We start from the raw sequence: 13,260 nt of genomic DNA, 5'->3' as shown, positions 1-13,260 counted from the left end.
TGCAAATGTTCTGTCGATATTTTTGTAAATATTTTACTTCACAAATAAATTACCACATATTCTAAAAAATAGAAAGAAATATATAGTCATAAAAAAACATCCAAAAATCAAATTCATTTTGGATGTTGGAATGTTCTACTTACTTATAAAAACGCAAAAGGCAAGATTTCTAATACTATATGCTCATTAAAAACCCAATTAGATTTTCTTTTTTATTTAACCCGAGTTTTTTTCTTAACCGGTATCTGGCCAATTCGACTCCTCCATTGGATATATTCATAATCTCAGCAATCTCTTTAGTGGACATATTCATGAGCAAATAAGTTGATAAATCCAATTCTCTGGGAGAAATTGTCGGGTATTTTTCTTTTAATCTTTTTAGGAAATCAAAATGTACATTCTTAATATGCTTTTCTAAATCTTTCCAGCTTTTATCCGTATTTACTTCTTTTACAATGCTTTTATGAAGCTTATTAAATTCAGATTTCGTTGCATCATCTAATATGCTTGTATCAATGTCTTTTAGTTTGCTTATTATAGTATTCAGGGTTTTATTCTTCTTTACCACCTGTAAAGAATTATTTACCAGCTCTTTGTCTTTTGCCAGAATCTTAATTTGAAGTTTGTCGTTTTTTAATTTTTCAATTTCTTTTTCGAGCTCATGCTGCTCCTGTCTTATTTTAGATTCCTTTTCCAGGTATAAACGTCTTTGCTCAATGGTTTCGTAGTATTTATTTTTCCTGATTTTTAGTTTAATCCTGTTCGAAATCACATATATAACAAGAGAAATTAAAAGCAGATAGGAAATATAAGCTAAAAAATGTCTATACCATGGAGGTGAAATCGTAAATTTGACCTGATCTATTTCTGAAACTATACCAAAACTGTTTCTGGCTCTTAATTTCATTGTATAATTGCCTTCCCTTAAATTCGTATATTCCTTAATCGCAACAGGAGACCAGCTGCGCCAGGTATCTTCAAAAGGTTCTAATTTATAGGAATAAGTAACATTTTCCTGATTTTCAAACACAGGGGAAGAAAATGTAAACTTGACACGATTATCACTGTAAGACAAATTAAACAGTTTGTCAATTGTTTTTAGATTACCTGTTATAATAGTATCTCCCGGAAAAGAAAAACTTTCTATAAAAACAGCCGGTTTTGTTATAAATGTATTCGGAATTGTAGCGTCATAGTGTGTTAATCCATCCGTTAGTCCAATAAAAATATTCTTTGAGTCTATTCTGTTTATTGATATATAACTGTTGACCAGATTCCCCGTTAAATTAGAGAATGGTTCCTCTTTTCTGATGTATTTTTCATTGTCTGATTTTTCTAATACACCAAGAGACTGATTGAATGAATACCATAAATTCCCTTTAGAATCTTGAATTACGGTATTGATTAGCGGTATATTCTTAAAAAGACTGCTCATTTTTCTGTCTTCAAAAAAATCACCCTGATCATTAGAAAATCTGTAAAAATGATTTTTTGTCTGAAAATAAACTTTATCATTAATTAATTGCAGACTTTCAATTCCCTTATTGACTAACGATATCCGGGTATGTCTTTTTATCGATTCAAATTTTTTCAGATCATCCGAAAGTTCCATCTGATATAAGTAGGGGCTTTTCCTGAACCATACATAATCATTGTCTAATTCGACTTCGAAAGTACTGGTAGTTTCATCAAAACCCTGAACCTGATTTATAAACTCAGCGCTGTCAGATCCAATTTTAAAAATTGAAAAACCATTATAATGCTCTCCGATGGCATATTCAGGATGTCTGGGTATCTGTTTCAAACCAAAATATCCTCTGGTATCCAGTATTTTTGACACCTTATTATTTTCTATCACTAAAGCACCGCTATTACTGGAACATACTAAAACATTATTTATAACCTGAATATTCCATGCCTGAGCTATTGTTCCCTCGACCCTGTTGAAAGGTTCATCACTGAATGGAGTATTCCAGTGATGATAAAATAATCCCTGATTTGTTGCCACATACAATTTATTCTGATGCAATACAGATGCGTAAACTGTACCTATATTATAACTATAATCAAAATACGTAAAAGGTGAATTTTCATTAATAAAGGTTATTCCGTTATCAAGCCCCAGCCAAAGATTATTTTTATTATCAACAAATGAAGTGAGTATCGTATTGTTTTGAAGTCCCTTTTGACGATTTAGATGCTGAATTATATGTCCATTTAAATCACAAATTATTACACCATTTAAAACAGAATTTAGAACGATAAATTTATTTTTTATAATTGCTCCGCCAAGCGAAGTATTCTTTTTTATAAAACTATTTGCTTCATTATTCCATTCAGTTATGCTGTTAAAATCGTAAACAAAAAGACCTTTTTCGAGGGTAGCCAAAAGAATCTTATTGTCAGGCAACGGAAACATGGCCCAAATCTCTTTATCATTCAGAACCTTTGTGCCTTTTAAAGAATATAATTTTTGATTTTTATATTCTAAAATTCCCAATACCTTATCCTGAAAGTAAAGCCGGTTCTTTACTACAAAAGAAAACTGAAACTTTCTTGGTGCGTTGAGGACTCTAACTTTGTTGTTGTTGTTTTTATAAAAAAGTGCTTTAGTAAAAGATTGGAAAATTACTTCTCCTTTAAAAACATGAATTCTCCAGATTAAATTTATATCCTTTGCATCTTTGGGACTAATTAGCTTTGAAAGTGAGTAATATTTCAAATCACCCTTATCCCCTGCATTAAAATAACCAAATTCATTATTTCCCCCAACAAAAATTCTTCCCGAATCATCGATTTTCAAACTTCTTATTGCAGTATTGTTTGGTAAAGAATATCTACGCCATGTAGAACCATCAAATTGAATCAATCCACTATTATTTGCGAAATATATATTGCCATTTTTATCCTGATCGATACTCCAGTTTTGAGTTCCACCTTTATATTCTGTTCGTTTATAATTTTTAAGATTAGGTGTTCCAATGTTTTTTACCTGGCCAAAATTGTTGAAAGCAAGCAGAAATAGAAATGTACCCAAAAAGCAACTTATCGATTTCATATTTTTTGACCCTATTTTTTATAATTAATATATTTAATTGTAATTTTTACATTTATCCTAAATACGCAATCACAACAAAAACTATATACTAATACTTTATTTGAATTTTGATAAATGTAGTGTTTTTTTATTAGAATTAACATTATTATAACAATCCAATTATTTTTTTAAACATTTAAAATTCAATAATTTAAAACTAATATGATGTGTTTTTGTAAAGTATAAATCTATAGTTTGATGTGTTTTTGTAATGACAAAAAATTATAAAAATTTGAAATTTAAACTCTAACATTGTATCAAATTACTAATTAATTAACCAAAATTTTTAGAAAAATGAAATTAACAAAATTACTTCTTTTTTGTTTTTCGTCTTTATTGTTTTCAGTTATCGCAGTCGCTCAGGATATCACGGTAAATGGAATAATTAACGATGAAAGTGGAATGCCCGTCCCGGGAGCAACAATTTTAATTAAAGGCACTAATAAAGCAACTGCATCTGATTTTGATGGAAAGTTCCAGATTAATGCTCCCTCTAATGGAACATTAACAATAACCTTTGTGGGATATAATACAATAGAGGAGGTTGTAAATGGAAGAACTAAAATTGAAATCAGATTAAAGCCTGAATCACAAAACTTAAATGAAGTTGTAGTGGTAGGATACGGAACGCAAAAGAAAAGTGTTGTTACAGGTGCTATTTCTTCAATAAAAGCAGAGCAAATTGCCACTTTATCAGTTGGTTTGTCAACACAGGTATTACAAGGGCAAGCTGCCGGTGTAACTGTTATGGCACAATCTGGTGCTCCGGGAGCTGGAGCTAAAGTTCGTATCCGTGGAGCTGGATCAAACGGTAATTCAGACCCTATTTATGTGGTTGACGGGATGCGAACCGGTAATATCGATTTCCTTGACTCTAATGATATCGAAAAAATAGAAATATTAAAAGATGCAGCCTCAGCAGCTATCTATGGAGCTGATGGAGGTAATGGAGTTGTAATGATTACAACTAAAAAAGGTAAAGCAGGATCAATGAAAGTTACTTACAGCAATCAATTTGGTTTTCAGTCTTTGAGAACAAAATTAGAAATGATGAATGCTGATCAGTACGTTAAATGGATTGATGAAACAAAACCTCCGGGTAACAGACCAAATGTAGCAGACTGGGAAGGCAAAAAAGGAACAGACTGGCTTGATGAAGCAGCTGAAGATGCAGCACCAATGCAACACCATACACTTCAGCTTGCAGGAGGAAATGAAGTTTCTACCTTTTTAATTTCAGGCAACTTTTTTACTCAGGATGGGATTTTTGGAGGAGATAAAACCAATTTTAAACGTACAACCGTTAGAGCTAACTCCAACCACAAAGTAAGCAAATATTTAGAAGTTGGGGAAAATTTCTCTCTTTCGGTAAACAAACGTAAAGCTTTTACTGAGGATGACAGTTTCAACGGTATCATGAATCACGCCATGTTAATGGATCCTTTGACACCAGTATTTTATCCTAACGGAACAGCGTTGCCACAACACGTTCAGGATGCATTGGCAGCAGGAAAAGTACTAATCAAAAATAAAAACGGAGAGTATTATGGTATTTCAGAATATATTGATGGAGAAATTGCAAATCCAATTGGACAAATTGCAATTGACCATGGTTTAAGCCAGGAAACGAAAATTATTGGTAATGTATATGCCAATATCAAGCCTTTTGAAGGATTTGTTTTTACAACACGCTACGGTATTGAGCAGGCATTCAATAATTATGATGACTGGTCTCAAAAAGCATGGTGGAATTCTACTAAAGAAAACACTACGAATTCTAAAACTTATAATCAGGGAATTTTCAAAACATGGTTATTTGAAAACTTTGCAACTTACACCAAAACAATCGGTAAGCATGAATTCTCTGCCATGATAGGTATGTCTGCTCAGGACACTGAATATCGCTATTTGAATACACGTGCATCTGGAATGATTAAGGAAGGTGACCAATGGGCGCCTGTTGGTGAAACTCCTGTAACGGGAACTATATCCGGTAATATAACACCATCATCCATGAATTCTTACTTTGGACGTCTTACGTATTCATATGATAATAAATATTTATTTCAGGCTTCTTTAAGAAATGATAACTCTTCGCTTTTTGCACCTGACAAACGTGCCGGGTATTTCCCTGCAGTATCTGCGGGCTGGATCATCTCTAATGAATCATTTTGGGGAACTGAAACTGTAAATCATTTAAAATTAAGAGCATCATGGGGTCAAAACGGATCTACATCTAATATTGCTGCTGGTCAATGGCAGGCATTCATTACCAAAGATGGTTTAAAATATCCGGATGCATTAGGCAACTATCATACTGTAGGTGAACTTAAAGCATTACCTAACGAAGACATTACGTGGGAAACTACGGAACAAACCGATTTAGGATTTGATGTACGAGCTTTTAATAATAGATTATCATTTGGTTTTGACTATTATAAAAAAGTCACAAAAGATTTATTAACTCCTTCATCTCCACCTTTATCAACTGGTTATGCCGCTCCATATGCTAATGCAGGTGATGTAACCAACAAAGGATTTGAAATTGAAGCAGGCTGGAGAGAATCCGGACATAAATTCAACTACGGAATCAACTTAAACCTGACTACAATTAAAAACGAAGTTACGTATTTAAACCCATTGCTTACAAGAGTTGATGGAGCAAACCTGCCAGTATTAGGAACTGTAACTTCTTTCGAATTAGGAAAACCGGTTTGGTTTTTCAGAGGATATAAAACAGATGGTATTTTCCAGAATCAGGCCCAAATTGACGCTTATAAAACAGCTTTAGGAAATGTCTCTACATGGAACCCAACTCCGGGTGCCCCTATAGTTGTTGATACGAATGGTGACGGTGATATTACAGATCAGGATAAAACATACATTGGTGACCCTCACCATGATGTAATAGTTTCAACCACTATAGATTTTGAATACAAAGGATTTGATCTTAAGATTTTTGCACAAGGTGCCTTTGGAGGAGAAAATTTCCTTGCATTAGCGAGAGTTGACAACCCGGCCTCTAATCGTCCGTCATTCTTTTACACTGACAGATGGACTGGAGAAGGAAGTACAAACAGCTTTCCAAAAGCATCTTATAGTGATCCAATCATTTATACAAGTGATTTAATGGTTCAGGATGCTTCTTATGTAAAAATCAAACAAATCCAATTCGGATATAATTTTAAATCAGAATTATTAAGCCAGATAAAAGTGAGCAACCTGAGACTTTATGTTTCATTGGATGATTACTTCACATTTACAAAATACAAAGGTATTGACCCTGAAGTAGGAAGTTTTTCAAATAACTCCCAAGGTATTGACAGAGGTTTGTATCCAAATGCAAGCCGTATCATGACAGGATTATCAGTATCATTTTAATTCAAAGACATAAATAAATAACGATGAAAAAATTAATATATAAAATATCATTATTTGCAGGATTAGCAACTGTGCTGATTTCCTGTGCAGACGATTTCTTAGATAAGCCGGTTTATGGTGTTTTGGCTGCTGATGATTATTTCAAAACTGAAGAAGAACTTCAGGAAGGCGTATTTGCATGTTATGATGTGCTGCAATGGGCATATACTACTGACTGGAATTCTATGTATGTTGTAAAATCATTTCCGGCAGACGAAACACACGCAGGTGGAGGTTCAGATGGTGACCAGCCATCATATCAACAACTGGATGACTTTTCATATACAGCTGAAAACAAACCAATTGAACATTCTTTTAAAACCATGTATTTTGGCATTATGAGAGCTAATGCTGTTATTAATATAGCCGTAGGAGATACACCTGCCAAAGTTCAGATGATAGCCGAAGCCAAAGCCTTAAGAGCCTTTTTTTATTTTGAATTAGTTTCAATGTGGGGAGGAGTTCCATTACGATTAGCACTTCCGGGTGCATCTGAGTTTGCGCTTGAAAAATCGACTCCTGAACAAATCTATGCCCAAATACACAAAGATTTAGATGAAGCTATTCCAAACCTGCCTAAAAAAAGTGACTATTCTCCCGAAATGCGTTTTAGAATGTCAAAAGGGACAGCGCAGGCGATAAAAGGTAAAGCCTATTTATATCAAAAAAAATATCCTGAATCAGCTGCTGCATTTGAAGATGTAATAACTTCAACTGAGTACGACCTTGCCCCTGATTATTCAAAATTATTTTTAAAAGAATCTGAATACGGCTTAGAATCATTGTTTGAAGTTGGTTATAATATTACCGGGTATGATTGGGGTAATTTTCAATGGGGAGGAAACCGTTCAATGGAAAACAATATCAACTGGCAGTTAATGGGACCTAGAGGTGATTACTATACTACAGGAACTTCAGGACTTCTGCCAGGCTGGGGCTTTAACTATCCAACAGCTAAAATGGCTGAGGCATTTGATGCAGAAGGTGATGTCGTTAGAAAAAATGCTTCCATATTATCCGTTGCCGATCTTAGAACAAAATATGGCGGAGACTGGATAGTAGATAAGGATCTGGATTGGACAGAAGCGCCGCCGGTTTGGGGAATGGAAGGTTATTTCAGACTTAAATATGGTTCCTTAAAGTCTGAAACAGTTGCAAGTCCGGGCGTTGCTGAACTAAACTATGGAACAAATATTAGATTAATCAGGTATGCAGATGTTCTTTTAATGGCAGCAGAAGCGAATCTTTTAGCAGGAAATGTTTCAACTGCACAAGGCTATTTTACTAAAGTTCGGGACAGAGTAGACTTACCTGTTAAAACTGTTACACTTGATGCAATTAAAACAGAAAGAAGATTAGAATTAGCATTTGAAGGATTCAGATTCCTTGATTTAATTCGTTGGGGTGATGCAGCAACAGTACTTAAAAACCAAGGATTTAAGAAGAATGGTAATTTTGCTGAAAAACATAAGTTATATCCAATTCCTTCTGCAGAAATTCTTAACAATAGCAAAATGACACCTAATCCAGGTTGGGGTAACTAACGGCTAATAAGAAATTTCATTGCTGTAAAAAGCACTGATTACTTCTATTTCGGTTAAAAATTCTAAAAACAAAAAGGCAATTAATAATATTCGAGAGAATAAAACATTGCAATAAAAATGGATTCACTGAATCGTGAATCATTTGAAGTTAAGTAAGTTAAGTTTGGTTGTTAGAATAGCCCATATTTTTTATTGATATGGGCTATTTTTTAAATCATTTTGAAGAATCCAAAAACATTTATGCCTGATTCTTAAATTATTAAAACATAATACAATGAAAAAAATTGGCTTTATTATTACTTGTTTATGTTTATCATTTTCTGTTCATCCACAACAGAAAAAACCAAAGCAAACAAAAGAATTTACAACAAATAATAAAACAATCACAGTATATACTACTGCTGATAACACAAAATTAAGGTTAACCCCTACAGATAATTTAAAATTCTCACCTTCCCCACAGCCTGTTGAAACTGAAATTTCAGTTTTTGTAGAACCCTCCAAAAAATTCCAGACCTTTATGGGAATTGGAGGTGCTATTACTGACGCAAGTGCCGAAATATTTGCAAAATTATCCAAAGAAAAACAAACTGAATTCTTAAATGCTTATTACGATACTCAAAAAGGAATAGGCTATTCATTGCTAAGAACAACGATACAAAGCTCTGATTTTAGCAGTGGAAGCTATTCTTATATCAAAGAAGGCGATACCGAATTAAAGACTTTTTCTATTGAACACGATAAAGAATTTAGAATTCCATTAATCAAACAAGCCATAAAAACTTCCGGAGGAAAAATCCCTGCCTATGCAACACCGTGGTCGCCAAACGCTTTTATGAAAAGCAATAAAAGTGTACTTAAAGGCGGAAAATTATTGCCGGAATTTTACCAGCCCTGGGCTAATATGTATGCGAAATTTATAAAAGCATATGAAAAAGAAGGAATTCCAATCTGGGCTACCTCCGTACAAAATGAGCCCATGGCAACTCAAACCTGGGAATCTTGTTTGTATACAGCTGAAGATGAGAGAGATTTTCTGAAAAACTTTCTTGGGCCAACATTGAAAAAAGAAGGTTTAGGAAATGTAAAAATAATAGCCTGGGATCATAACCGGGATTTGATGGTACAAAGAGCAAACGTGATTTTTTCAGATCCTGAAGCTTCAAAATATGTTTGGGGAATGGGTTTTCACTGGTATGAAACCTGGACCGGAGCTCAGCCAATGTTTGAAAATGTAGCCAGGGTTCATGAAGCCTATCCGGACAAAAAATTAATATTTACCGAGGGCTGTGTCGAAAGATTTAATGCTGCAAAATATCAGTTTTGGCCAAATGCAGAAAGATATGGAACTTCTATGATTAATGATTTCAATAACGGAACAGTTGCCTGGACCGACTGGAATATTCTATTAGATCAGTTTGGAGGACCAAACCATGTTGGCAATTTTTGCTTTGCCCCTATTCATGCCGATACCACAACTGGTGAATTAATTTATACGCCATCTTATTATTATATTGGTCATTTTTCTAAGTTTATTCGCCCAAATGCTGTTAGAGTCAGCACATCGGTTAGCAGAAGTCATTTGTCCAGTACCTCATTCTTAAATAAAGATGGAAAAATGGCCACTATCATAATGAATCATACCGATAATGAAATCACGTATAACTTAATTATCGCAACTAAAAAAACAGTAGTAAAAATACCTGCACACGCAATACAGACTTTGATTTATTGATAATTTATTTAGTCCTTATATCATCTTAACCCTATAAAAAACACAATGAAACAACAACCAAATTATTATGGCTAATCCCCTAGAATCACACTGCTCAAGATTCAAATAGTAAAATAGAATTTACAAACTTTAAGGTTATGATTAACGTTTTTTTAAAAGATGGATTTTTTTCAGCAGAGCTTAAAATGGTAGCTTTGGAGAATAAAAATTTTTAATATGAAAAAGATACACATTGTTATTCTATTATTAATGCTTCTTTCTGCAAGCTCTTCATTCTATGCTCAGAATTTAAAAATGATGAGTTATAATATCCGTTTGGACGTTGCTTCAGACGGAGAAAATGCATGGCCAAACCGAAAAGATTATTTTACTTCTCAAATCCGGTTTTACAGTCCTGACATTTTAGGAGTTCAGGAAGCTACCCCTGGTCAGGTTGTTGATATTGCTTCGGCATTGCCGGAATATAGTAAGTTTGGAATAGGGAGAGAAGAGAATCAAACAGGTGAAGCCTGTACTATTTATTATAAAAAAGAACGCTTTAAAGTAGAACAGATAAATACATTTTGGCTTTCAGAAACCCCAAATGTTGTCTCAAAAGGCTGGGATGCCGCATGCAACAGGATATGCACATATGCACTTTTCAAAGATTTAAAAACAAAGAAATCATTTTGGGTTTTTAATACACATCTGGACCATGTGGGCAATGAAGCCAGGGTGAAAGGAGTGCAGCTGATTCTTTCTAAAATGAAAGAGATCAATTCTAAAAATTATCCGGCATTCTTAATGGGTGATTTTAATTCAGAACCCAATACAAATCAGATTGCAGAAGTAAAAAAAGAAATGGATGATACCCAAGACGTTTCAAAAGAAAAACCTTTTGGACCTTCGGGAACATTTAATGGTTTTAAGCATAATGAGCCTGTTACATTACTAATAGATTACATATTTGTTTCTAAAAATAGCAAATTAACAATTCAGAAACATGCCGTTTTAAGTGATTCAAAAGATTTAAAATATCCTTCGGACCATTTGCCTGTTTATATTGAAGTGAATTAAAAACTGCTATTTGCTTAATCAACAGAATAAAATTTTAGAACTAATAATTAATCTTAAAACCTAAAAAAACAATTATATACAAGACAGTACAAAGAATAAAACAATGTATTTCATGAAAAAAATAACAACAATGACCCTGTTGATGATTTCCATTTTTGCGATGGCCCAGCAACAGACAATAGATCAAAAGGTAAATGATTTATTGAAAAAAATGACACTGGAAGAAAAAATAGGTCAGCTTAATCAGTACACAGGAGATAATCAGGCGACTGGTCCCATTACAATTAATCCAAACAAGCAAAACGAAATTAAGCAAGGTTTAATTGGTTCGATGCTAAATATTATCGGGACAAAATATACCAGACAATATCAGGAGCTGGCAATGCAATCCCGTCTTAAAATTCCGTTGTTATTTGGTCAGGACGTTATTCACGGATACAAAACCACGTTTCCAATTCCGCTGGCAGAAGCTGCAAGCTGGGATTTATCAGCTATAGAATTAGCAGCAAGGGTTGCGGCAACTGAAGCTGCGTCAAGCGGTATTCACTGGACATTTGCCCCAATGGTAGACATTGGCCGTGACCCGCGTTGGGGAAGAGTAATGGAAGGTGCCGGAGAAGATACTTATCTGGGATCTAAAATTGCGTATGCAAGAGTAAAAGGATTTCAGGGAAATAAATTAGGAGATTTAAATTCGGTTATGGCTTGTGTGAAACACTTTGCAGCATATGGAGCCGCTGTTGGCGGAAGAGATTATAACTCTGTTGACATGAGTGAAAGAATGCTTTGGGAAACTTACCTTCCTCCTTTTAAAGCCGCTTTAGATGCCGGTGCAGCAACTTTCATGAACTCATTTAATGACCTAAACGGAGTACCGGCAACAGGAAATGCACATTTACAAAGAGATATCTTAAAAGGAAAATGGAATTTCCAGGGATTTGTAGTTTCTGACTGGGGATCCATTGGCGAAATGGTTGCTCACGGTTATTCTAAAGATCTTAAAGCTGCTGCCTATTCAGCCATTACCGCAGGGAGCGATATGGATATGGAAAGTAATGCCTACCGCTATAATTTAGCTGAATTGGTAAAAGAAGAAAAAGTTTCTGTTGATGTAATCGATGATGCCGTAAAACGTATTTTGCGCAAGAAATTTGAATTAGGATTATTTGAAAATCCATACAAATATTCAGATGAAAAAAGAGCTCAAAAAGAGCTTAATAATCCTGAAAATAGAAAAGCAGCACTGGATGTTGCTAAAAAAAGTATTGTTTTGCTAAAAAATGAAAACGAAACTTTACCCCTTTCTAAAAATTTAAAAACTATTGCTTTTATCGGACCAATGGTAAAAGAATACAAAGCCAACATGGGATTCTGGGCAGTAGAATTGCCAGAGGTAGAATACAGTAAATGGGTAGTCTCGCAATGGGATGGTTTAAAAAATAAAATAAGTAAGAATACAAAATTACTTTATGCAAAAGGCTGTGAAGTTACCGGAGACAATAAAGATGGTTTTGCCGAAGCAATTGCAACTGCAAAACAAGCAGATGTTGTAATTTTAAGTATTGGTGAAAGACATGATATGAGCGGAGAAGCAAAAGCAGAAGCGATCTACATTTACCGGGAGTTCAGGAAGATTTAGTAAAAGCGATTCAGGCAACAGGAAAACCGGTTGTAGTTTTAGTAAATGCCGGAAGACCTCTTATTTTTAACTGGACAGCAGATAATGTTCCTGCGATTGTCTATACTTGGTGGTTAGGAACCGAAGCAGGAAATGCAATTGCTGATGTTTTATTTGGAGATTATAATCCGTCTGGTAAATTGCCTATGACTTTCCCTAGAGAAATTGGACAAATCCCGATTTATTACAATCATTTCAGTACAGGAAGACCCGCTCCCGATGAAGATGCGAAAGGATATGTTTCCTCATATATCGATTTAAAAAACTCGCCTAAATTTCCTTTCGGTTACGGGTTGAGTTACACAAAATTTGATTATTCAGGTTTGAAATTATCTTCAGTAAAAATAAAAAGCAATGAAAACATAAAAGTCTCTTTTCAATTATCGAATGTCGGAAAAGTGACTGGAGAAGAAGTGGTTCAATTATATATAAAAGACAAATTTGGTTCGGTTGTCAGACCCGTTTTAGAATTAAGAGATTTCCAGAAAGTAAAATTAAATGCCGGAGAATCTAAAACTATTGAGTTTATAATTGACAAAGAAAAGCTTTCTTTCTACAATGATAAATTAGAATGGAATGCTGAACCAGGAGATTTCGAAGTTATGATTGGAGCTTCATCAGCAAATATTAAACTAAAATCTAATTTTGAGTTATTAGACTAAACAGCTTAAATTAAAATACCTCTAAATGAACATGCCCCAAAAAGTGAGATATTATTTGGGGCATTTTT

The 13,260-nt window shown here is 34.2% G+C and carries 5 protein-coding genes and 1 pseudogene; 5 read left to right on the top strand and 1 reads right to left on the bottom strand.

Annotation, left to right across the window (positions count from 1 at the left end; genetic code table 11):
• Window positions 1-175: 175 nt before the first annotated feature.
• Entirely contained in the window at window positions 176-3,058 is a 2,883-nt protein-coding gene (locus P5P89_RS11560) for a helix-turn-helix and ligand-binding sensor domain-containing protein (RefSeq protein ID WP_278008468.1), read from the bottom strand.
• Window positions 3,059-3,391: 333 nt separating this feature from the next.
• Between P5P89_RS11560 and P5P89_RS11555 the strand changes: the two genes are divergently transcribed.
• From P5P89_RS11555 to P5P89_RS11535, 5 genes and pseudogenes are all read left to right on the top strand, one after another.
• Window positions 3,392-6,478: a SusC/RagA family TonB-linked outer membrane protein gene (locus tag P5P89_RS11555; RefSeq protein WP_278008467.1), complete on the top strand. Its 3,087-nt coding sequence runs from the start codon at window positions 3,392-3,394 to the stop codon at window positions 6,476-6,478.
• Between the two features lie 23 nt (window positions 6,479-6,501).
• Window positions 6,502-8,061, top strand: coding sequence for a RagB/SusD family nutrient uptake outer membrane protein (locus tag P5P89_RS11550; protein ID WP_278008466.1), 1,560 nt, complete (start codon window positions 6,502-6,504; stop codon window positions 8,059-8,061).
• A gap of 274 nt (window positions 8,062-8,335) precedes the next feature.
• Complete coding sequence (locus P5P89_RS11545; protein ID WP_278008464.1) at window positions 8,336-9,796, top strand: glycoside hydrolase family 30 protein; 1,461 nt, start codon at window positions 8,336-8,338, stop codon at window positions 9,794-9,796.
• Window positions 9,797-10,012: 216 nt separating this feature from the next.
• Complete coding sequence (locus P5P89_RS11540) at window positions 10,013-10,852, top strand: endonuclease/exonuclease/phosphatase family protein (protein WP_278008463.1); 840 nt, start codon at window positions 10,013-10,015, stop codon at window positions 10,850-10,852.
• A 112-nt stretch (window positions 10,853-10,964) separates the two neighbouring features.
• Window positions 10,965-13,192: pseudogene (locus P5P89_RS11535) on the top strand (glycoside hydrolase family 3 N-terminal domain-containing protein).
• Window positions 13,193-13,260 lie beyond the last annotated feature (68 nt).

The sequence above is a fragment of the Flavobacterium gyeonganense genome (genome assembly GCF_029625295.1).
GTDB lineage: Bacteria > Bacteroidota > Bacteroidia > Flavobacteriales > Flavobacteriaceae > Flavobacterium > Flavobacterium gyeonganense.
This window is presented reverse-complemented; position numbering and strand designations above follow the sequence as displayed.

Excerpts from the sequence above, each read along its gene's own strand:
- P5P89_RS11555 (WP_278008467.1), top strand. The coding sequence starts at position 3,392 with ATGAAATTAACAAAATTACTTCTTTTTTGTTTTTCGTCTTTATTGTTT.
- P5P89_RS11560 (WP_278008468.1), bottom strand. The coding sequence starts at position 3,058 with ATGAAATCGATAAGTTGCTTTTTGGGTACATTTCTATTTCTGCTTGCT.
- P5P89_RS11545 (WP_278008464.1), top strand. The coding sequence starts at position 8,336 with ATGAAAAAAATTGGCTTTATTATTACTTGTTTATGTTTATCATTTTCT.
- P5P89_RS11550 (WP_278008466.1), top strand. The coding sequence starts at position 6,502 with ATGAAAAAATTAATATATAAAATATCATTATTTGCAGGATTAGCAACT.
- P5P89_RS11540 (WP_278008463.1), top strand. The coding sequence starts at position 10,013 with ATGAAAAAGATACACATTGTTATTCTATTATTAATGCTTCTTTCTGCA.